Origin of the sequence: Algoriella sp., from assembly GCF_036647415.1 — a bacterium.
Classification (GTDB): Bacteria; Bacteroidota; Bacteroidia; order Flavobacteriales; family Weeksellaceae; genus Empedobacter.
Map to the genome: position 1 here is coordinate 138,442 of NZ_JAVXKG010000001.1, position 23,369 is coordinate 161,810.

General features: G+C 30.2%; 20 protein-coding genes. 13 read left to right on the forward strand and 7 right to left on the reverse strand.

The window, feature by feature from the left end; translation table 11 throughout:
* The first annotated feature begins 5 nt into the window (after positions 1 to 5).
* Positions 6 to 1,271: an O-antigen ligase family protein gene (locus tag RSC72_RS00670; protein ID WP_332543270.1), complete on the forward strand. Its 1,266-nt coding sequence runs from the start codon at positions 6 to 8 to the stop codon at positions 1,269 to 1,271.
* Between the two features lie 18 nt (positions 1,272 to 1,289).
* Here the strand turns inward: RSC72_RS00670 and RSC72_RS00675 are convergent, their stop codons facing one another.
* Both RSC72_RS00675 and RSC72_RS00680 read right to left on the reverse strand, forming a co-directional pair.
* Positions 1,290 to 2,717 carry an exopolysaccharide biosynthesis polyprenyl glycosylphosphotransferase gene (locus tag RSC72_RS00675; RefSeq protein ID WP_332543272.1) on the reverse strand — a complete coding sequence of 476 codons (1,428 nt, stop codon included), beginning with the start codon at positions 2,715 to 2,717 and terminating at the stop codon, positions 1,290 to 1,292.
* A gap of 32 nt (positions 2,718 to 2,749) precedes the next feature.
* The gene (locus tag RSC72_RS00680) at positions 2,750 to 3,313 is read right to left on the reverse strand and encodes a hypothetical protein (protein WP_332543274.1); all 564 of its coding nucleotides are present in this window, start codon (positions 3,311 to 3,313) and stop codon (positions 2,750 to 2,752) included.
* Positions 3,314 to 3,460: 147 nt separating this feature from the next.
* Between RSC72_RS00680 and RSC72_RS00685 the strand changes: the two genes are divergently transcribed.
* From RSC72_RS00685 to RSC72_RS00720, 8 genes are all read left to right on the forward strand, one after another.
* Positions 3,461 to 4,057: a thymidine kinase gene (locus RSC72_RS00685; protein ID WP_332543276.1), complete on the forward strand. Its 597-nt coding sequence runs from the start codon at positions 3,461 to 3,463 to the stop codon at positions 4,055 to 4,057.
* Positions 4,044 to 6,509: a bifunctional UDP-N-acetylmuramoyl-tripeptide:D-alanyl-D-alanine ligase/alanine racemase gene (locus RSC72_RS00690; protein ID WP_332543277.1), complete on the forward strand. Its 2,466-nt coding sequence runs from the start codon at positions 4,044 to 4,046 to the stop codon at positions 6,507 to 6,509. Before RSC72_RS00685 ends, RSC72_RS00690 begins: the two co-directional genes overlap by 14 nt.
* Before the next feature lie 287 nt (positions 6,510 to 6,796).
* A complete protein-coding gene (locus RSC72_RS00695) occupies positions 6,797 to 9,004 on the forward strand; it encodes a patatin-like phospholipase family protein (RefSeq protein ID WP_332543278.1) in 2,208 nt (735 codons plus the stop codon).
* Between the two features lie 4 nt (positions 9,005 to 9,008).
* A complete protein-coding gene (ybeY, locus tag RSC72_RS00700) occupies positions 9,009 to 9,431 on the forward strand; it encodes an rRNA maturation RNase YbeY (protein ID WP_332543280.1) in 423 nt (140 codons plus the stop codon).
* Positions 9,432 to 9,483: 52 nt separating this feature from the next.
* Positions 9,484 to 11,355: a tRNA uridine-5-carboxymethylaminomethyl(34) synthesis enzyme MnmG gene (gene mnmG, locus RSC72_RS00705; RefSeq protein WP_332543282.1), complete on the forward strand. Its 1,872-nt coding sequence runs from the start codon at positions 9,484 to 9,486 to the stop codon at positions 11,353 to 11,355.
* A gap of 1 nt (position 11,356) precedes the next feature.
* Positions 11,357 to 12,250, forward strand: coding sequence for a class I SAM-dependent methyltransferase (locus RSC72_RS00710; protein ID WP_332543283.1), 894 nt, complete (start codon positions 11,357 to 11,359; stop codon positions 12,248 to 12,250).
* 130 nt (positions 12,251 to 12,380) lie between these two features.
* Positions 12,381 to 12,896: a hypothetical protein gene (locus tag RSC72_RS00715; RefSeq protein WP_332543284.1), complete on the forward strand. Its 516-nt coding sequence runs from the start codon at positions 12,381 to 12,383 to the stop codon at positions 12,894 to 12,896.
* A gap of 27 nt (positions 12,897 to 12,923) precedes the next feature.
* On the forward strand, positions 12,924 to 13,622 hold the full coding sequence (locus RSC72_RS00720; RefSeq protein WP_332543286.1) for an OmpA family protein: 699 nt from the start codon (positions 12,924 to 12,926) through the stop codon (positions 13,620 to 13,622).
* 75 nt (positions 13,623 to 13,697) lie between these two features.
* Here RSC72_RS00720 and RSC72_RS00725 read toward each other — a convergent pair whose 3' ends face one another.
* The 5 genes from RSC72_RS00725 to RSC72_RS00745 all read right to left on the reverse strand — a co-directional run bounded on the left by RSC72_RS00725 (position 13,698) and on the right by RSC72_RS00745 (position 19,251).
* The gene (locus RSC72_RS00725; RefSeq protein ID WP_332543287.1) at positions 13,698 to 14,792 is read right to left on the reverse strand and encodes a hypothetical protein; all 1,095 of its coding nucleotides are present in this window, start codon (positions 14,790 to 14,792) and stop codon (positions 13,698 to 13,700) included.
* A 59-nt stretch (positions 14,793 to 14,851) separates the two neighbouring features.
* Positions 14,852 to 16,219: a chloride channel protein gene (locus RSC72_RS00730; protein WP_332543289.1), complete on the reverse strand. Its 1,368-nt coding sequence runs from the start codon at positions 16,217 to 16,219 to the stop codon at positions 14,852 to 14,854.
* A gap of 24 nt (positions 16,220 to 16,243) precedes the next feature.
* Entirely contained in the window at positions 16,244 to 16,957 is a 714-nt protein-coding gene (locus tag RSC72_RS00735) for a pirin family protein (protein WP_332543291.1), read from the reverse strand.
* A 327-nt stretch (positions 16,958 to 17,284) separates the two neighbouring features.
* Complete coding sequence (locus tag RSC72_RS00740; RefSeq protein ID WP_332543293.1) at positions 17,285 to 18,238, reverse strand: 2-hydroxyacid dehydrogenase; 954 nt, start codon at positions 18,236 to 18,238, stop codon at positions 17,285 to 17,287.
* Positions 18,239 to 18,378: 140 nt separating this feature from the next.
* Positions 18,379 to 19,251, reverse strand: a complete 873-nt coding sequence (locus RSC72_RS00745; protein WP_332543294.1) for a diacylglycerol/lipid kinase family protein — start codon at positions 19,249 to 19,251, stop codon at positions 18,379 to 18,381.
* A gap of 110 nt (positions 19,252 to 19,361) precedes the next feature.
* On the opposite strand from RSC72_RS00745, the gene RSC72_RS00750 reads away from it, so the two are divergent.
* The 4 genes from RSC72_RS00750 (at position 19,362) to RSC72_RS00765 (ending at position 23,236) form a co-directional block, all read left to right on the forward strand.
* Positions 19,362 to 19,790: a SufE family protein gene (locus tag RSC72_RS00750; RefSeq protein ID WP_332543295.1), complete on the forward strand. Its 429-nt coding sequence runs from the start codon at positions 19,362 to 19,364 to the stop codon at positions 19,788 to 19,790.
* 37 nt (positions 19,791 to 19,827) lie between these two features.
* Positions 19,828 to 21,675 carry a monovalent cation:proton antiporter-2 (CPA2) family protein gene (locus RSC72_RS00755; protein WP_332543296.1) on the forward strand — a complete coding sequence of 616 codons (1,848 nt, stop codon included), beginning with the start codon at positions 19,828 to 19,830 and terminating at the stop codon, positions 21,673 to 21,675.
* Entirely contained in the window at positions 21,659 to 22,657 is a 999-nt protein-coding gene (locus RSC72_RS00760; RefSeq protein WP_332543297.1) for a glycosyltransferase family 9 protein, read from the forward strand. Before RSC72_RS00755 ends, RSC72_RS00760 begins: the two co-directional genes overlap by 17 nt.
* Before the next feature lie 306 nt (positions 22,658 to 22,963).
* Complete coding sequence (locus tag RSC72_RS00765; RefSeq protein WP_332543299.1) at positions 22,964 to 23,236, forward strand: hypothetical protein; 273 nt, start codon at positions 22,964 to 22,966, stop codon at positions 23,234 to 23,236.
* Positions 23,237 to 23,369: the final 133 nt, after the last annotated feature.

The window sequence follows — 23,369 nt, forward strand, 5'->3', positions numbered from 1 at the left end:
TTAAGATGATCTCAACTTTTAAAAATATAACCTTTTCATACAATGATGAATCAAAAACTGATTTCTCATTAGCTTTATTATTAGCATCACTTCCGCTACCTTTTGCATTTATCAATATAACTTTTGGGCTTTTTGTTTTAAGTGTTATTCTTGATTATAAGAGATTAAAATTTCAATTTAATTCTAGTCTAATTTTACCCATATTATTTTATTTACTTTGTGCATTATCATTGTTATGGAGTATAAATCCACATGATACAAGTAAATATTTATCTAAAGGATTATTTTTTATAGCTCTTCCATTATTGTTCTTATTTATTCCTAAAATCACAAAAGAAAGAAGGACTAAAATATTTAATAATTATAGCTATTTAATGGTTATCGCAACTATTTTCTATCTATTTAGAGCTTTTTTTAGATATTTAAAAACAGGTGATACAGATTATTTTTTTTATCATTCTTTGGTAACTTTAGATGTAAATGCTATTTATGTTTCGCTATTTATAGCCTTTGCTTTTATTAATTTATTTGTCAAGAAAAGTAAAAATTGGATCGATTTTATATGTATTCCCTTGTTGTTTGGCTTTTTAGTTTTATTATCATCTAAAAACGTCATTATCATAACACTGTTAGGTGTTTTTATTAGCTTTATTTTTCAACGTGGACTATTTACGAAAAGAAATACTGTGATCGTATTAATTGGTTTTGGCTTGTTATTAATCCCTTTAAGTTCTAAAATAAAAGAACGTTTTGATCTCGAATTTCAAAATACAACCGAGAATGTTAAATTAGAAAATAATATCATCAATGTTTCTTTAAAAAACGCATGGGAACAAAAATCCTTTGGACATGAATATTATTTTAACGGAACAGCCTTTAGATTGTATCAAATACGCATTTTCAAAGAGTTTTTAGAAGAGGATCATATCTTTTTTACAGGATATGGAGCAAGTGCTGAACAGTCTAAAATAAAGGCAAAACAATTGCATTATGAGTTGTATGATTATTATGGAGACTTAAACTTCCACAATCAATATATTCAATCCTTTTCAGGTGTAGGAATATTTGGCTTTTTATTGACTGTTGCAATGGTTATCACTAATTGGATAAAAAGTATCAAAACTAAAGACTTTATTTTCTTTTTTTATACCCTTTTAACAACCTCAATTATGTTTACGGAATCTTTATTTCAACGACAAAGAGGAATTGTATTTTTTATTCTTTTGTACTGTATTTTTCATCATACATATACTAAAAAAGTCACTCCATAAAGAGTGACTTTTTCTATTTTATATTGCATTATCATCGCCCTTTAAGACTAACATTACAGTGAGATAAACAATTTGAATATCTAATAAATAGGACCAATTCCTAACATAATATACATCTGTTCGAATTCTTTTTTCCATATCTTCATCCGAATCAATAGCTCCTCTATATCCTTTTACTTGTGAAAGTCCTGTAATACCTGGTTTTACGTAATGCCTTAAATTATATCGATTAATTATATCTCTATAATGTTGATCCTGAGAAATCATATGCGGACGTGGTCCTACAATAGACATTTCTCCTTTTAAGACGTTTATAAATTGTGGTAGCTCATCAAAACTTGTTTTTCGTAAAAACTTACCAATTTTTGTTACCCGAGGATCATTACGCTCTGTTGCTTTGATAGAATTATATTTAGACTCCACCATTGTTCTAAACTTATAACAATCAAACTCTTCCCCATTCAATCCATTCCTTTTTTGAATAAATAAAATAGGTCCTTTTGAGTCTAAATAAATTAATAAAGCGATAATTGGGTAAAGCCAACTCAATAAAAATACACAAACCAAAGAAGAGAAAACTATATCAAATATATTTTTAATTAATTGATTAAATTTTAAATCTAATGGAAATCTTTTTACCTCAAGAATAGGTAATGTATCAATATAAACAACTTTTAGCTCTGTAATACCATTATAAATTGAATCTGGTATATAAGAAATGGTAATCATGTTAATCTCACATAAACTTTCTATTTTATTAATTAACATCTTATTCATTTCTCCTTTCTGAGAGATAAATACTTTTTTTATCTTATTATTCTGTATAAAATCTCTAAAATCAATACCATTAATTAATAAAATAGTGTCCGAAAAATGAATATTTTCATTTTCTATTTTCTCAAAAAAATTTATTCCTAAATCTCTTCTTTCTTTTAAAATATTAATAAATCTATTTGTATTATCATTTTTATCTACAACTAAAACATTTGATAGATTATAACCTTTCAGGTGCTGCTTTCTGTAATAAATAAAAATTAGTAGACGAGAAATTATCCCTATAACAAAAAGACTAAAAATATATGCAATTCCTAATTTTGGAGAAAATAAATCTGATGTTTTTAAACCTGAAATTGCAAAAACAATAATTGAAAAATATAAAATTTGATAAATCAATTTTTTCAAAATATCTACAAATTTTATTCGTCTTTGAACAACATATAAAGACACATTTTTTGCTATCAAAAACCAAATAATTAAAAACAACAAAAGTGCCTTATAATGTGATTTGAAAAGCTCAAAATAAGTCGGTATTCTTTCTAAAGGATAATCTTCTGTCCAAAAGTATTGGTATTGTAATTTTAAATAAATTAAAAATAATATAATCAAAAACAGTATGTCAATAAACTCTTGTAGGAAGTATAATTTTATCGGTTTTTTTTGTTGCATTTCATCAATTAAAAAAAAGAAAAAAAATGTAATTATTTTTCCTTCGTTTCACTATAAATTTTATTCAAACCTTTCTTTAATTCTGCTGTACTAATTGCAAAAGGATCATAAACACCATCTGAATTAATATTAAAATCAATTGTTAATTTAGTAACATTATATGTTGTCCCTTGCCCATTAACAAAAAATTTACCATAAAAATCTGTATTACTAGCAACTAACTTATTTTCTTTATATAAAAATTCAACATTTTTAATAGATATAAATTTCTGATCTGCATTTACTCCATAATCAAGTCTCAAATTTTGTGGTTTACTATCAGCAGGTAATTCAAAAACTACTTTCTGAATCACAGATTGTCCAAATACTGGAATTTTAATAGATTTTTCCTCTGCAAATTTATCATCATTACTATAAAAAAGTTGATATGTATCATTTGTAGGAAAAACTCCTTCTAAAGTTACAACCAATCCTTTTGAAATTGAATCCTCACTTGTAGAATTTTCTGTTTCACTACCTCTACCTTTTTTAGTGTTGCAAGAACCAATCATTGTAATTGTTCCCAATAAAAATGCTCCTAATAATAAATTTTTCATAATAAGCCTTAAAATTAATATCTTTAATCTCAATACAACGCTTTTTTTACAATTTTCTTATAAAAACTTCTTATAATATTTTTTACTTTTCTCAACTAATTTATTCCGTAAATTTGTTCACACATATTAAACTAAATTATTTGAATTATGTTCCTCGAAAATACCTTTAACTATCATCATAAAAGTGGATGGATCGAAGTCATCTGTGGCTCAATGTTTTCTGGTAAAACTGAAGAACTTATACGCCGCCTAAAACGTGCCGAATTTGCAAAGCAACGTGTAGAAATTTTCAAACCAACAGTAGACACACGTTATGCCGATCGTGAAGTCGTTTCGCACAACCAAAATTCTATCAACTCCACTCCAGTAGAGTATTCTTCTGCTATTTTATTATTGGCAGATGATTGCGATGTTGTCGGAATTGATGAAGCACAATTTTTTGACGAAGGAATTGTAGATGTTGTCAACGAATTAGCCAATCAAGGGAAACGAGTAATTGTTGCGGGCTTAGATATGGATTTTAAAGGTCGACCATTCGGACCAATGCCCAATCTTTTAGCAACCGCAGAATACATCACAAAAGTGCATGCAATTTGCGTGCGTACAGGAAATTTGGCAAACTATTCGCACAGAAAAATTGCCAGCGAACGCCTTGTAGAACTTGGTGAAGTTTTAGAATACGAACCATTAAGTCGTGCAGTATTCTGGGAAGAATTAAACAAACAAAAAGTTGAAAAGCTATAATCTTAATCAAATATCAAGTATCATTAATGGTACTTTGATAGGAAATAATCATGAAATTGTGAATCAAATTTTCTTTGATTCTCGAATGATTATTAATCCTATTCACGGAATTTTCTTTGCTTTTCATGGCAATCAAAAAGACGGGCATCTATATTTACAAGATGCTTATCAAAAAGGAATCAGGAATTTTGTTGTAGAAAAAAAAGTAGAAAATTTACCCGATGCCAATTTTATTGAAGTTCAAAATCCGTTGAATGCTTTACAAGTTTGGGCAAAATATCACCGCAAACAATTCTCTTTTCCCGTTATTGGAATTACAGGTTCTAACGGAAAAACAATTGTGAAAGAATGGTTGAACCAATTGTTATGGAAAAAATTTTCCATCGTTCGTAGTCCAAAAAGTTACAATTCGCAATTTGGTGCTGCTCTTTCGGTTTTGCAAATGGAGGAAAAAAATAATTTGGGAATTTTTGAAGCTGGAATTTCTATGCCAAAAGAAATGCAAAATCTCGAAAAAATTATTCAGCCAACAATTGGTGTGTTGACAAAAATTGGAGATGCGCATTTAGAAAATTTCGAAAATCAAGAAGAATTAATTTTAGAAAAATTGAAATTATTTTCTCATGTAGATAAATTAGTTTTCAATATCGAAAATGAAAAAGTTCTTCAAGCTATTCTTGAAAATGAACATTTGGCAAAAATTGATAAATATACTTATGGTTATTCTGATTTTGCAACTGTACAAATCAAGCAAATTCTAAGTAATCAGAACAATACACAAATTTCTATTTTACATAATCAAGAAGAATTCACTTATTCGATTCCTTTTATTGATGATGCTTCGATCAAAAATAGTTTAATTTGTTTAACAACTTTAATTAGTTTAAATATTGATTATAAGAAACTTAAAAATGAATTTAGCCAGCTTTTACCAATCGAAATGCGTTTGGAAATAAAAGAAGCTATTAACAATTCTATTTTAATTAATGATACCTTCAATTCTGACCTAAATTCCTTAAAAATTGGTCTTAATGTACTCAATCAACAACCACGCGATAAAAAATCGTTGGTTTTGACAGATATTTTACAAAGTAATCTTACAGATGAAGAATTGTATCAACAAACTTCGGATTTGGTAAATTCTTATCATTTTAATGAAATCGTTTTGATTGGAGAAAAAATTTCTCAGTTCAAACATCTTTTTCAATCGTATGTTCGTTCGTTCAATTCTACCGAAGAATTTTTACAACAGTTCAAACATCAAAATGTCGACCACGAAGCTATTTTATTAAAAGGTTCGCGTCCATTCAAATTAGAAAAAATCTCGAATGAATTAGAAACGCGTTCTAACGATTCTGTTCTCGAAATTAATTTGCAACATCTCATCGAAAATATAAATGTCTATCGTTCTTTGCTAAAACCTACCACAAAATTGATGTGTATGGTAAAGGCAAATAGCTATGGTACGGGAAGTGTGGAAGTGGCAAATACGTTGCAAAATAACGGTGTTGATTTTCTTGGTGTTGCTATTGCAGATGAAGGAAAAGAGTTGCGAGAAGCCGGAATTACAGTTCCTATTATTGTGATGAATCCGGAACAAAGTAGTTATTCTACTGTGATTGATTATCAATTAGATCCTGAGATTTATAGTTTGCGTGTCTTGAAACTATTTATTCAGAAATTACAAGAAAAGCAAATTTCTTCGCCTTATCCAATTCACCTAAAAATGGAATCGGGTATGAATCGTCTTGGTTTTCATGAAGATGATTTTGAAGAATTAATTTCTATTCTCAAAAATAATTCGCAAGTCTATGTTTGTTCTATTTTCACGCATTTGGCAACAGCAGATATGCCAGAAGAATTGGATTATGTCAATTATCAATTAAATCGTTTTGATAATAGTTATGATACAATTACAAAAGCATTAGATATAAAGCCTATAAAACATGCGTTAAATTCTCCTGGAATAGAAGCTTATGGCGAGCATCAGTATGACATGGTTCGGTTAGGGATTGGTATGTATGGCTATTCTGAACATACAGATTTTATGCAAAAATATTTGAAACCTGTTGTTCGATTCAAAACTGTAATTTCTCAAATTTCTGAATTAAAAAAAGGAGAAACTGTAAGTTATGGTCGTCGATTTACTGCCGAGCGTACAACAAAAATAGCGACTTTACCAGTGGGTTACGCAGACGGTATTCGCCGAACATTGGGCTACGGAAAAGGAAAAGTTGGTATCAACGGAAAATTAGCAACCATAACTGGAACTATTTGCATGGATATGATGATGGTAGATGTTACTGATATTTCGTGTAAAGAAGGCGATGAAGTAACAATTTTTGGTAATTCGCCAACATTGGTAGATGTTACCAAATGGTTAGAAACTATTCCTTATGAAGTGTTGACTTCCGTTTCGCAACGAATAAAACGTGTTTATTACAAAGAATAATATATGGAAAGAGTTACTGAAAAGTAGCTCTTTTTTTGTACCTTAATCTGATGAAATTTTTATTGTATTTGTTTCTAATCATCTCATTAGTTCCTGTTATATTTTTAGGAATCATTTATGCCTCTACATTTATTTCATCAATATTTGGAACAGAGCCTTTGGGAAGTTTTATTATTTTAATTTTAATAATTGTTCTTTTAGTACTTAATTATTCCATCAAAATTCAAAAATTTAAAAAAAACTAAGCCCTAAAATCTTTATCTTTATTCCACAATATAAACCTATTTATGCGCAGTCTTTTTGCTTTTATCGTTTTACTTTCAGCATTTTCATTTGCTCAACAAACCAAAAATGATTCTACACGTCTCAAAGTTGGTGTTGTTTTGAGTGGTGGTGGCGCAAAAGGCTATGCACATGTTGGTGCTTTGAAGAAGATTGAAGAAGCAGGAATCAAGATTGATTACATTGGCGGAACAAGTATGGGCGCTATAATTGGTGGTTTATATGCGGCTGGTTATACACCAGATGAGTTAGAGAAAATTATGCATCAATTGGATATTTCTTCTCTTATAACTCAGAATAAAGATCGTGCAGAAATTCCTTTTTTTGATAAATCGTACAAAGAAAAATACATCTTAGAATTGCCTTTTGATAACTTCAAATTAACCATTCCGAATGCAATTTCCAAAGGACAAGGACCATTAGATTTATTGACTTATTTATTTCGTCCGGTACATGATATTGATGATTTCAACAAACTTCCTACGCCTTTTGTTTGTATCGGAACGAATATTGAAACTGGAGAAGAAAAAGTTTTCCGATCAGGATTTTTACCTCGAGTTGTTTTGGCTTCGGGTGCTTATCCTACGATGTTAGATCCTGTAGAAATTGATGGAAAGTTATATGTAGATGGCGGTGTTGTAAATAATTTTCCCGTAAAAGAAGTCAAAGAAATGGGCGCTGATATTATAATTGGAGTCGAGTTGGGAGATGGTTTACAAAATAGAGATGAATTAAATTCTGCCATTGATATTCTAAGTCAAATTATGACAATGAGTATCGTGAAGAAGACGAATGAGCAGAAAAAAATGGTCGATTTGATGATTAAACCATCTCTAAAAGATTATTCTGTTACAAGTTTTGATGATGTAGATTCTATTTACCAAAAAGGTGTAGTTGCTGCAGATAAAGTTTTCGATCAATTAAAAGAAATTGCTAAAAAACAAAACGCCTTCAATAAATCACGAAACGAAATAAAATTAGATGACTATGTTTTGGTAAAAGATATAAAAGTGGAAGGATTAAAAAGTTTTAATGATAATTATATCGAAGGAAAATTAGGAATTAGAACGCCCGAATTGATAAAATACGATGATTTAAAAACAGGAATTAGTCGACTTTATGCTTCTGGAAACTTCAATAATATTACCTATAAAATTTCAGAATTAGACGAAAATGAAAACCTTTTGACCTTAAATGTAGAAGAAAATAAAACCAAACAATCCATTCGTTTTGGCTTGCATTATGATGATTTATTCAAAACAGGATTACTTTTGAACTTTACTTCAAAAAACTTATTTCTTAAAAACTCTATTCTTTCTGCCGATGTTGTCGTAGGAGATTATGCGCGATATAATGTCAATTTTTTCATCGATAACGGATATTTCCCAAGCATAGGTTTCAATTCATTTTCTCATTATTTTGACAAAGAAATCGATCTTCGAAATATCTATAATGAAGACATGATTTACAAAAAAGTGAACTTTAATTTTCGAGAATATATTAATCAAATCTATATACAATCTACGCTAAAAGAAAAATATGCAATTGGTATAGGTTTAGAACATCAATACATTAAAATATTTACAAATAATTTTATTGAAGACAATAACACAGGTTTCCCTTCTAAAACCGAAGGTTTTTATTGGAAAGGTTATGGATATATAAAAGCCGATAATCGTAACAATGCGAACTATGCGAGAAGTGGTTTAAAATTTGATGCTAGTTTTAAGTATCTTTTTGATTCAAATGTAGATGGATTTGAAAACAACTACTTATTAGAAGGAAGTTTAGAAGCAAATTTTCCGTTAAATAATTTCCTAAGTTACAGATTTACTGCTAACTTTGGAACCTTTTTTAACGATAACGTAACAATGCCTCAAAAGTTTTTCTTAGGAGGATATGTTGAACAAGATTTTCTCAATAATACAAAGTTCTATGGCTTGCCATTTGGTACAGCAATTGGCAATAATCAGTTGATTTTTGGGTCGTATTTACAAGCCAAAATACTGAAAAACCACTATGCAAGTTTATTTATGAATATTGCTAATTTAGAAAACAGATTTGAACAATTGAGTTTAACAGATTACAAATATCTCGGATATGGTATGACATACGGATATGATAGTCCCTTGGGACCAATAAATTTTATCTGGAGTTATTCACCTTACACAAAAAAAGGATTATTTAATTTAAGTTTAGGTTACTGGTTTTAGAACAATGATAGAATTATTTTACGAAACAGAATTTGAGATAAAAGATGCTCAAATTTGGATAGATTGGATCGTAGAAAGTATGAAGAATGAAGGAAAAACGATAGAAGAATTAAACTATATTTTCTGTGATGATGAATACTTACTTCAAATTAATCGTCAATATTTAGATCACGATTATTATACAGATGTTATCGGTTTTGATAATTCTGAAGACGATCAATTAATGGGCGATATTTTTATTAGTATCGAAAGAATTAAAGACAATTCAACTCAAAATAATGTTTCTTTTGAAAATGAATTAGCGCGTGTTATTATTCATGGAACATTACATTTCGCTGGTTATTTAGACAAAGAACCTGAAGAGAAAGAATTAATGACTTCGAAAGAAGATTACTATTTAGGAACATTTAGTTTACTAAATTCATAATGTTCCACGTGGAACATTTATTATTTTAAATCAAAAATAAGTTTAAAATCAAATGATATTTCAATCAGAATATGATGTAATTGTAGTTGGTGGTGGACACGCTGGCGCAGAAGCAACAGCCGCAGCAGCCAATTTAGGAGCAAAAACGCTTCTTGTTACGATGAACTTACAAATGATCGGACAAATGTCTTGTAATCCTGCTATGGGAGGAATTGCAAAAGGACAAATTGTTCGAGAAATTGATGCATTAGGTGGATACTCAGGTATCATCACAGATAAAACAATGATTCAATTCAAGATGTTGAATCAATCAAAAGGTCCTGCAATGTGGTCGCCTCGCGCACAATCAGACCGAATGCGTTTTGCAGAAGAATGGCGTTTATCGTTAGAAAGAACAGAAAATGTTGACTTCTTTCAAGACATGGTAAAAAGCTTAATCATCGAAAATGGAAAAGTTTGTGGAGTTGTTACAGCAATGGGAATGAGAATTCGTTCTAAATCTGTCGTGCTTACAAATGGTACTTTTCTAAATGGTTTAATCCACATCGGAGAAAAACAATTTGGTGGTGGACGTATGGGCGAATCTGCTGCTTACGGAATAACAGAACAGTTAGTAGAATTAGGTTTTGAAGCTGGACGAATGAAAACAGGAACTCCTCCACGTGTAGATGGTCGCTCTATTGATTATTCTAAAATGGTCGAACAACCAGGAGATGAAAATCCGTCAAAATTCTCTTATACAAATACACCAAAATTAACAAAACAACGCTCTTGTTGGATTACATATACCAACCAAGAAGTACACGATTTGTTACGAGAAGGTTTCGATCGTTCGCCAATGTTTAATGGAACAATTCAATCTACAGGACCAAGATATTGTCCTTCTATTGAAGATAAAATTAATCGTTTTGCAGACAAAGATCGTCATCAAATTTTTGCAGAACCAGAAGGTTGGAATACGATGGAATTCTATATTAATGGATTTTCAACATCATTACCAGACGATATTCAAGCAAGAGCTTTACGTACAGTTCCTGGTTTTGAACATGCAAAAATCTTACGTCCTGGTTATGCAATCGAATATGATTTCTTTCCGCCAACACAATTAAAACACACATTAGAAACCAAAATAATTGACAATTTATATTGCGCTGGACAAATTAACGGAACAACAGGATATGAAGAAGCGGCTTCTCAAGGATTAATGGCTGGTATTAATGCAGCATTAAAAATTCAAGAAAAAGAACCTTTAATCCTAAATCGTAACGAAGCATATATTGGTGTTTTGATAGATGATTTAATCACAAAAGGAACAGAAGAACCTTATCGTATGTTTACTTCTCGTGCAGAATATCGTATTCTATTAAGACAAGATAATGCTGACGAACGATTAACAAGAAAAGCTTTTGATATTGGTTTAGCATCGGAAGATCGTTTGAGAAGAATGGAAGAAAAATTTGACAAAGCAGAAAAATTAATCAACTATTTCGAAGAAAACTCTGTTCAACCAAAAGAGATAAATGAAGTTATTGAAGAGCGAGAAGGAACACCATTAAAACAACCAAATAAAATGATTGCGGTTATTTCTCGTCCTGAATTAAAATTAGCTGATTTCACAAAATTACCTCGTGTAAAAGAATTTGTTGAAGAAAATAAATATGATGTTGAAGAATTGGAACAAACCGAAATTCAAATCAAATACAAAGGCTACATCAAGAAAGAACAACAAAACGCAGATAAACTTCATCGATTAGAAAATTTAAAAATACCAACAAATATTGATTATAATTTGTTAGTTTCGATGTCGATAGAAGCGCGTCAAAAAATGACAAAATTACGACCTGCAACTGTAGCGCAAGCATCAAGAATAAGTGGTGTTTCGCCAGCAGATATTAGTGTATTATTAATTTACATGGGTAGATAAAATGGAAAATGTTCCACGTGAAACATATCAAGAAAATCCTTCAAAAGAAGGATTTTTTGGTAAGAAGAAATTAGATTTAAAAGATTATTTTTTGACAGGAGAAAACTTCGAATTATACGAAGATTCTAAAACGGGAGTTTTGTATACTCTCCCCCAGCCTATCGAAAATTTAGAAAAGTATTACGAAAGCGAAAATTATATTTCGCACACAGATGGTAAAAAATCTGTTTTCGAAAGATTTTATCAAATTGCAAAATCAATTAATCTAAATAATAAATTAGAGTTGATTAATAAAATAGCAAATGGTAAAAAGATTTTGGATTATGGTTGTGGCGTTGGCGACTACTTAGAATTTATGCAAAAAAATGGTTATGATGTTTTGGGAATGGAACCAAATGATTCTGCCAGAAAAATTGCTCAATCAAAAATAGGAAAAGACAAAGTTGTTTCTACAGAACTAGAACAGATAAATGAAAAATTTGATGTCATTACACTTTGGCATGTTTTAGAACATATTCCGAATCTGAATGAAATAATAGAACAGTTAAAAAATCATTTGACAGAAAATGGAACTTTAATAATTGCTGTTCCAAATCATCAGTCGTATGATGCAAAATATTATGGTGAAAAATGGGCGGCTTACGATGTTCCTCGTCATCTTTGGCATTTTACAGAAGATAGTATGCGCAGACTTTTTAACAACTTTGGTATGAAAATTGAATCTGTACATCCGATGAAATTAGATGCATTTTATGTGAGTCTACTTTCAGAAAAATACAAGGGTAATAAATTAGGTTTTTTAAATGCAATTCGAGTTGGAATACAATCTAACATGAAAGCAAAGAAAACAGGAGAATATTCTTCATTAATTTATACAATTAAGATTCAAAATTAATATAAAGCTATTTAAGCATAGATTTAGACTTAAAATAAGCTGTACTATTGTTTTTTTGAAATTATTGCTTAAAATTAATTTATGAAGCCCGATTTTTAAACTAAAAATGTAATAAATAAGATAGAAAGCTATGAAAAAAAGTATTTTATTATTTGGTATTTGCGCAACTGCTTTATTAAGTTCTTGTGCATCGACAACAGTTGCAAAACAAGAAATTAATACAGGAAAAGAAGTTCGTGGTGCATGGACTTTAACAAATGTAGATTATCAAGGTTTAGCAAATAATCAAGTTGAAGGAAATGTACGTGTAAACGAAAAAGTAGCACGTGTATTTGATATGGCTTCTCCGGAATGTTATGAAGGTTCTACATGGAATTTAGTTCAAAATAATAAAAAAGGAACTTATACTTTTAACAGTGCTGGAGCAGATTGTCCACAAGGAACTGCAAATATTATCTGGAACTTAACACAAGATGGTTCGGAAACATATTTTACATTTAAAGATGTTACAGGTATCAAAGCAAAACAAAATACAGCTGGATATAAGTTGAGAGTAGATCAAGTTGATACAAACTCTATGCGTTTAGTACAAGATGTAAATGCAAATGGTAAAATAGTACAAATTGTTTATTCTTTTCAACGTTAATCAAATCAAACTATAAACTCAGAAATTATGAAAAAAATAAATACTAAAGTTGCAGCGATTATCTTAGGAGGTTCATTTATTATGTCTTCTTGTACTGCAGTTCAAAACGCAAATAACACACAGAAAGGTGCTGGTATTGGTGCGGTTGCTGGTGGTGTTATTGGAGGTATCTTAGGTAACAATATCGGAAAAGGTGGTAATACTGCTTTAGGAGCTGTTATTGGTGCTGCTGTTGGTGGTGCTGCTGGTGGTGTTATTGGAAACAAAATGGATAAACAAGCGCAAAAAATTGAGCAAGTTTTACCAGGTGCAGAAGTTGTTCGTACAGAAGAAGGTATTAACTTAATTTTAGACGAAAACTCTCGCGTAACTTTCGAATACAACAAAGATGGTTTAACACCTACTGCAAAAGCTAATCTAGATAAATTGGTAGAAGTTTTTAAAGAATATCCAGATACTAATTTATTAATTGTTGGACACACAGACAACAAAGGATCACAGGCATACAACTTACCATTATCTCAAAAACGTGCATTATCTGTAAAAAACTATTTAGTTTCTAAAGGTATTTCTGCATCTCGTTTAACATCACAAGGTAAAGGTTTGGAAGAACCAATTGCTGACAATTCAACTGAAGCAGGACGCGCTCAAAACCGTCGTGTAGAAATTGCAATTACTGCAAACGAAAAAATGAAAGCAGACGCTGCTAAAGAAGCTGGTCAATAATCATTTTTTACTCGATAAATACTAAAAAAGCGTTCAGAATCTGAACGCTTTTTTTATGAAAACTAGTTTATGAAATTATTTAAAATTAACGACAAACCATTTATTATTAATCTTCTCTAAAGTTACTTGATAGGTTTTAGATGATTGATCTTTCAAGTTTACATTTACTTCAACTAAAGCAACTTTTTCATCTGCATCCAAAACTTTAGAATCTTTAATAGACGACTGCTCTAGAACTTTGATTGCATCATCTCCAGAAAATTTTTGATAGGTTGACCATTCTCCACTACGTGTTAAAGCAAAAGCACCCGAATAATTCTTCTTGGAAATATTTGTCATAAATCGATTCGACAAAGACTTTACCATTCCAGCTTCTTTACTTACAATAGCAGGCGAAGAAACAGTTGTAGAATCTGAAACTTCAGAAGCTCCACCAATCAATTCAACAGGAACTTTTATCGCTTTTCTATTAGTTAAATAACGTTCAGAATTAGGAATTCTAATCAAAACATCTAACCGATCATTCTTAATTTTAGATGCGTCTAAAGAAGAATATTTAAAACTGATTGCATTCTTACGATACAAGTCATCCATAGAATTAGGATCAATTGTAGATCGAAAACTATGTACAATATTACCCGAATTAAAAACTTCTATAGTTGCTGTAACTGGCTGTTCTAACTGAATTTCTTGACCTTCTGAATTATAAAAAAATGGAGAAATAGATACTCCCGTTTCGTCTTGTTTTATACTAAAATCAAATCGCTGTACATTAGTTGTTGGCTCTGATGGCGTTTCTTCAATCGGTGTAATAGATCCTGCTTTTGGAATTCCATTGGCTAAAGGAACTTGATTTCTGTTCCAAGTAAACTTATTTTCTAGTGCAACTTTTTCAGCTAAATCAAATATTTCTCCAACGTTTTTACCATCTAACATTGTACGAACAGCAGCCCAACGCGAATCATTATCGCTTGTTTGACTTGTTTTGTATTCGTAAATTATTTGCAATGCTTCTTTAAATTTATCTTGTTGCAAAACAGGTAACGCTTTCGAAATCTGATCTACAGTTTCGCTAAATGTTTGTGCAGAACTAGAATCTATTTCGATGTTATCATTTTTACAACTAAAAATCATAAAAGCTATTGAAGCAATGATTAATAAACGTTTCATATTCTTTTGATTAAGCAGTTTATGTTTGTGATTTTACAAGGAGTAAATATACTAAATACTTATATTGAATTGGAATTATTTTGAGGATTATTTGGATTTAATTCTTTGACAATCACTTCTGAAGTTTTCTCATAAAATGATTTTGAATCAATTAATGTCGCAATCAAATTAGAACCCCAAGCAGCAACTAATAAATAAAAAATAACAGAATGGCGATCTGTCATTTCTAAAACTAAAATAGCGCAGGTAAATGGTGATCGCGTAAAAGCTGTTAAAAAAGCAACCATACCAATCATTACCAACATATTGGTTTGTTTGGGCTGTAAGGTGAAAAATTCACCAAATAATGCCCCAATAGAACCTCCAAAACTTAGAGCTGGAGCAAAAATTCCACCTGCACCTCCGTTTGTAAATGAAATAATTCCGTTAAATAATCGTGCTGGAACGGTATACCATTCTACTGTTTTATCAGACTCAAATAATAATCTATCCAATAATAAATTACCTGCTCCTACACTATCTTTATTGGTATAAAAAACAATTGTTGCAAATAACATGACCAAAACAAAACCTAATGCAAATTGTTGCTTTGGTTTTAATTTCTTTTTAAAACGATTAACAGCAAAAGCAATTTTACCGAAATAAGCACCAAATATTCCACACAAAAATGTAACCAATAACAAAATCATAAAGAAATGAAAACCATCCGAATCTACTTGTGGAAAACCAAAAACCAAATAAGGTCCTAACAAAGATTGAGCAGTAAAACCAGCAATAATTACAGATGAAAAAACAGTTGTTCGAAGATATTTTAAATGATTTTTGGTTAATTCTTCTATTGCAAAAACAATTCCTCCAAGTGGTGTATTAAAAGCCGCTGCAAGACCTGCAGCTCCACCAGTAATTATCATTAATTTATCTGAAATTTTTGGCCAAGATTTTGGAAGAATCCGGTTCGTTACATGTAAAATAGATGCCGCAATTTGTATTGTTGGTCCTTCTCTACCAACAACTCCGCCTCCAAGCGACATAAAAAAACTACTAATAATTTTTACGATAATAATACGAATACTCAGTAACTCGTTTATAATTTTAGATTTCTTTTTTGGTAAAACCAGAGCTGCCATAACTTGCGGAATTCCACTTGCGTTAGAATATTTTGCAAAATAACGAACAGATATAAATGATAAAAAGAAAAAAACAGGTGCAAGAATAAAAACCCATGCCCTGTTATTTTTATAAAACAATAAAAAAACTTCTTCTCCAAAATGTAGAATCTGAGCATATAAAACTGCTATACATCCTACAATACAAGATGCAATCCACAGAGGAATGCTTTGTAGTAAAAATTTGCTTGCCTTAGGATTCCTTAAAAATTCTAAGCGAGAAAATAATAATTGTAAAAAGCTTTGTCCGAACTTTTTCATATTTAGGTTGATTGTTTCCCAAATTTAGAAATTCATTGGGACTTCAATCAACATTAAACGTGAATTTTTAGAAACTTTAAAAGAAAACTCATTTGCATTTGTAATTTCAATCACATCGCGACGATCTAATTTATTTCCTTCAAACTCAACTTCTCCTTCTACAACCATAAAGAAAACACCATTTCCTTCTTTTTGTACTTTATATGTTTCTAGTTTATCTTCTGAATAATTTCCTAAGAAAATCCAAGCATCTTGATAAACCCATACACCTTGATCATCAGGATTTGGCGAAAGAACTTGATACAATTCATTTTCTTTAGCTACTTCACGAACAGAAATTTGTTGATAACGAGGTTCTACATTTTGTTTATTTGGAATAATCCAAATCTGAAAAAAATGTCCTTCTTGATTTTCATAAGCATTCATCTCGCTATGAAAAACTCCCGTACCAGCACTCATCATTTGTACATCTCCAGACTCTATAATAGATCCGTTTCCCATAGAATCTTCATGAGAAATTCCTCCTTTTGTAGGAATTGTAATAATTTCCATATTATCGTGTGGATGTTTTCCAAAACCTACTCCTCCTGTAATAATATCATCATTAACAACACGTAAAGCTCCAAAATGAATACGATTTGCATCATAATAATTTGAAAAACTATATGAATGGCGTGTATTTAACCAACCATGATTAGCTCCACCTCTTGTATCTGATTTAAATATTTGATAATCCATTGTTTAATATTTTATTCAAAGATACTAAACACAATAAAAATTTCTATTGATTTGTGTTAAGTAATCACATTTGAAAAAACAATCAAAAAAAATATTAGCTTTATTAACGAAATGTTAAATTTATTTAATAATTTAGCATTACATTAACACATGAGTATATTATGCTATCAAATTCGGACGGTTCTACATCTAATTTAATTTTATGGATTATAGTTCAAATCGTATTGGTAACTATGATAGCAGTTATTTTGTATAAACTCTACAAAAAACTTACAAAATAAAAAAGGTTCCAATTTTATATTGGAACCTTTTACTTTTAGTCTATTTTTAATTTGCTTTTGACCAAGCAATTATTTTATCTCGGATAAATTCTGCAAGTTTTATTTTACTTTGATGTGTCCAACCTGCAATATGAGGCGCTAAAACAACATTTTCTGCTTGAATCAAATACTGAAATTCTTCTGGTAAATCTGATACAATTAATTTCTCAAAACTAGATTTTTCAAATTCTAAAACATCTAAAGCAGCTCCTAAAACTTTACCCGTTTTCATCGCATTTACCAAATCCTTTGTTACAACTGATTTTCCTCGAGCCGTATTTACAAAATAAAAAGAATGTTGAAAATTATGTATAAACTGAGCGTTTATCATTTTCGAAGTTTCTGGTGTTTGTGGCGTATGCAAACTTACAATTTCGGCACGCTGAAAAAACTCTTCTAACGAAACTTGCGTCGCATATTGGTTGCCTTTATTTGGTAAAATATCATAATAAATCACATCAACATCAAAACCTTGTAAGCGTTTTGCAAAAGCATTTCCCATATTTCCGTAACCTATAATCCCGACTGTTTTACCTTTTAATTCATCGCCACGATTTTCTTCGCGTTTCCAAATTCCATTACGAACTTCGTTGTCTGCTCTACGTAAATGATGCATCAACATCAACAACATTCCTATTGCGTGTTCACCAACAGAATCGCGATTACCTTCGGGAGAATTAAACAACGTAATATTTTGTTGCGCGGCAAAATCTTCGTCAATATTTTCTAAGCCCGCTCCTACTCTACCAATAAATTTCAGATTATTTGCCTTTGTTAAAAAAGCTTTATCAATCGGAAAACGACTTCTAACAATCATGCCATCATATTCTGCTATTTTTTCTTCGATGATTTCTTTTGACGAAGTATAATCCTCATCAACAATAAAACCAGCATCACGTAAACCTGTATTTAGACATTCGTGATTAGAATCTATTGCTAAGATTTTATAAGGCGTATTCATTGTTCTAAAATTTTAATCAAAGTTACAACGAAACACAAGTATATTATAGTAAAAACGAATAAAATAGCTAATTAACAAATAGTTTATAACATGGTTAATAACTACATAATTAATTGATATAAAGAAAAATATAGTGTTAATTAATAGATGATTTTTAATGCATTTGGAACAACTTCAACTTTTACTTTAAGTAAATTTGTCGTCTGAAATTCACCATCAAGTTGATACGATATTGGCTCGTTATCTAAACTTTCAATCGAAAATTTCTTAATTTTTCTATATCTCGCCTTTTCCATTATATCAATCTTTTTGGCTAAAACAAGTACAGAAAAATAAAACTGTTCAAAAACATCAAGATCTTCTATCATCAACAAATCCAATTCTCCATCAGCCAAATCAGCATTTGGCGTAAAAGAAATACCATAACCGGCTATATTGGAATTTGAACAAAATAAATAATAAAAATTTTTCTCGATTATAGCACCATCTATATAAAGTCGAAATAATTTTGATTTATAATTTAACAACGTTTTTACAGATGCATCCATGTAGCCCGTAAATGTACGTTTTTGCTTTTCCTCATAAGCTTGTATAACCGAAGCATCAATTCCAAAACCAAGATTGCTAAAAAAATAGTTTTCCTCTACTCTACCAGCGTCTATTGTTTGTATTTCTTTTGTTTGAATAATTTCTATTGCTTTGTTTATATCTTTTGGAATAGCAAGATTCGTCGCTAAACCATTTCCAGATCCAGCAGGAATAATACCTAATGGAATTTTGGTATTTACTAAAGCACTCGCAACTTCGTTTATTGTACCATCTCCACCACAAGCCACAACAACATCTGCATGTTCTAAAATCGCTTCTCTCACCAATTCTTTTGCATGAAATTGATACTTTGTTTCTTTCAAAACAATTTTATCTGTTGGTTGAAACTTCGATTGTAAAAAATCTAACGTAATCTCGTGTTTTGCGTTTCCAGAATTAGGATTAACAATGAAAATATATTTCATTTTAGTTGAATTGATTTTATGAATGAACAAAAATAAGAAATCTAAAAGTATTGAGCAGTTTAACGACTATTTTTAAGGTTTAACTTTCAAAATCTTTCTAACTTTGCTACATGACAATTAAAGAAATTCAAAACGAAATAGTAGACGAATTCTCATTTTTTGATGATTGGGAACAACGTTACGAATATTTAATAGAATTAGGTAAAAGTTTGGATAGTTTACCAGAAGAAGAAAAAACAGACGACAAAATTATAAAAGGTTGTCAATCTTCGGTTTGGTTAGATGCTGAATTAAATGATGGAGTAATAGAATTTAAAGCTGATTCTAACGCTATTTTACCTAAAGGTATTGCCGCATTATTGGTAAGAATGTATAATCATCAAACACCAAAAGATATTTTAGAGTCGGATACAAATTTTATCAACGAAATTGGTTTATCTGAATTTTTATCACCAACTCGTGCAAATGGATTATTAGCAATGGTAAAACAATTTAAATTTTATGCGATCGCTTTTCAATCAAAACAAAACAATTCATAAAGTGTTTAATTAACTTTATCAATCAACCTAAAACAAAATGAACGACTTTTTAGGACAAGCCTTTATCTTTTTATTTTCTGCCGTAATCTGCGTACCTATTTCTAAAAAATTAGGAATGGGTTCCGTCTTAGGTTACCTTATTGCTGGTGTTTTAATTGGTCCTTATGTACTAAAATTTGTAGGTAATGATGGAACAGATATTATGCACGCCACCGAATTTGGTGTTGTTATGATGCTTTTTCTAGTTGGTTTAGAGCTAGATCCGAAGGAATTCTGGAAGATGAAAAGTAAAATCATCAACCTTGGTGGAATGCAAGTTCTTGGGACAATTCTCATCGCAACTCTAATCGGCGTATTTGCTTTAGAAATGAATTTTCCTCGTGCTCTTTCTATTGCTTTTGCAATTACAATGTCTTCTACCGCAATTATTATGCAAACGTTAAACGAAAAAGGATTAACCAAAACTGGTATCGGAAAATCTACTTTCTCCGTTTTGCTTTTTCAAGACATAATGGTTATTCCAATTTTAGCAATTATTCCGTTATTGGTTGGAGATTCTTTAATTCAATCCATTGGCGATGACTCCAAAAGTCTTTTAGTTGGTGGACCTGCATTCATGAAAACCTTGGTAATTGTTGGAGCTATTACACTTATTTATTTTATAGCCCGATATATTATTACACCTTATTTTAAATACGTTGGACAATTACAAGTTCGAGAAATATTTACAGCATCTGCGCTACTTTTGGTAATTGGAGTTTCTATTTTAATGCAAAAAGTAGGAATATCGCCCGCTTTGGGAGCTTTTATCGCAGGAGTTGTCTTGGCAAATAACGAATATAAACATCAATTAGAAAGTGATATAGAGCCTTTTAAATCACTTTTATTAGGTATATTTTTTATTGCGGTAGGCTCTACCATTAATTTCAAATTAATTGGTGAAAAACCATTGATGATTCTTGGATTAACATTCGGAATCATGTTAATAAAATCATTGGTTTTATTATTAATCGGAATCAAACATAAATTCAATTTCGACCAAAAAATGCTCTTTATTCTCTTGTTATCGCAAGTTGGAGAGTTTGCATTTGTGATTCTATCTTTAACTAAAAATTTAGATATTTTAAATAAAGAATGGTATGATTTGATGCTGGCTACAACAGCAATTACAATGGTTATTACTCCTTTACTTTTGGTATTGAATGAGAAATTAATTTTAAAACATTTTGGTGTAAAAAGAAAGGTAGAACAGATTGTCGAAAATGATAAAATCAATCCAAATTCTGCTGATGGACAAATAATAATTGCAGGTTTTGGAGATTTTGGAAACACAATAAGCCGTGTTCTGAAAAGTTCTGGAATCAAGTCAATTGTTTTAGATAATGATAGCGAACGCGTAGAAAAAATGCGTAAACAAGGTTTTAATGTTTTTTATGGTGATGCGACCAATATAAACTTACTAAAATCGGCTGGTGTAGAGAATGCAAAATATTTTGTTGCAGCTTTAGATCCACCCGAAATTAACCAAAAATTGGTTACTATTCTTCGTAAAAACTTTCCTCATTTAGAAATATTTGTACGAGCAAAAAATAGAAGTTATGCTTATAATTATTTAAAAGATGGTTTGAATGAAGTTTACCGCGAAAACTTCTTCTCGTCTGTTTATGTTGGACGTCAAATTTTACTGAAATATGGATTTTCCTATGAAGATGCATCAAAAATAGGTGAAATTTTTATCAAAAGTGATCGAAAATCATTGCGAAAAATTGCTAAACTCGCCGAAAATTCTGATCAATATTTTGAAGCTTCAAAACAAGAGTTTGAGAAACAAATGAAAATGGTTGCAAAAGAAATAAATAATCAACACAATGCCGACACCGAATAAAAAAAGACTTTTAATTTTACGTTTCTCAGCATTGGGTGATGTTACAATGATAGCTCCTGTTTTACAAGAATTTATCGAACAAAATCCTGATGTGGATGTATATGTTGCTTCGCGTCCATTTATGGAAACTATTTTTCGCCAATTTCCACAAATTAACTTTATTCCGATTGATTTAAACAATAATTATAAAGGCATTTTTGGGCTATATCATCTCTACAAAACTTTAAAAAAGTATAATTTTGACTATGTTGCAGATTTACATAACGTCATTAGAACAAAAGTTGTAACTGCTTTGTTTAAATTAGACGGAACTAAAACTGCAACTTTAGACAAAGGTCGTGCGGAGAAAAAAGCGTTGGTTAAACAACAAAATAGAGTGTTTAAGCAATTAAAATTAACAACCGAGCGCTATGCAGATGTCTTACGCAAATTAGGTTTAAAAGCAAGCTTATCACACAAAATACAAGCAAAATCAGAAAAAGAAAAAAATACAATTGGAATAGCTCCTTTTGCAGCATTTACAAGTAAAATGTATCCGTTGGAGAAAATGAAAATTGTAGCAACTAAATTAGCAAAAGATGGTTACAAAGTTTACTTATTTGGTGGAGGAAAAGCTGAGATAGAGGAATTAAAAAGCTGGGAAAAGTTGGATTCTAATATAAAATCATTGGCTGGAACAATGAAATTCGAAGAAGAATTAGAAGCTATTTCTAAACTTCAAATTATGATTTCTATGGACAGTGCCAATATGCATTTAGCCTCGTTAATGGGAACAAGAACCATTTCTATTTGGGGCGGAACTCATCCATTTGCTGGTTTTTTAGGTTATGGACAATCTATGAATGATGTGATTCAGGATGAAGAAATGAAATGCCGACCAACTTCTATCTTCGGAAAAGATCCGAAAGAGTTTGAAAATTACGATTATTTTCAAAATTTGAGCGCAGAAGATGTTTATCAACAAATTGTAAATCGGTTATAAAATACTGCTTAAATTTTGTCTGATTTGAATATCCTCATTCAACGGTAAAATACACTTTTCAGAGTATTTTTAAAGATAAAAAACATCATCGTAGACTAAATTAAATCATTTACAGAACAAAATTATCATTTACCAGATTTACCTTCTACAAAAGAAATTAAGCAAATAGGTTTATAGTTAGATGAAATAAATAATCTTCTACTTCAAAAGGTTGAAGAGTTAACTCTTCATTTAATTGAGCAAAATGAAAAAAGCGAAACTCTTGAAAATATAAAATAATATGAAGAAAATAAGTAAGTAATAACTATGATAATTATTAACGAATTTTTAGAACAAGGCTTAATAGGTCTTCTAATGGGGAGTTCTATATTATTAATTTCATTTCTTTTTTATTATCCTTATTATAAAAAACGAAAATCTAAACCTAAATATTTAGTTGAAAGAGACAATAAACTAGATTATTTAAAAGATGGTTTTAATTTATTAAGTTATAATAGAATAATAGGAGGCTTTATTATTGGTGGAGTTCTCATTATTATCTCTATTTATTATTTATTTATAGAGTTACAAAAAAATTAATTAACTATTAAATAATCAACCCAATAGTTAACAATCTCTATAAACTACACCCAAAATTTTAGACGTTTTATGGGTTTATTATTGAGTATTTTTTACCCTTAAAATATCTATAACACATTTCATGTAAAATAGA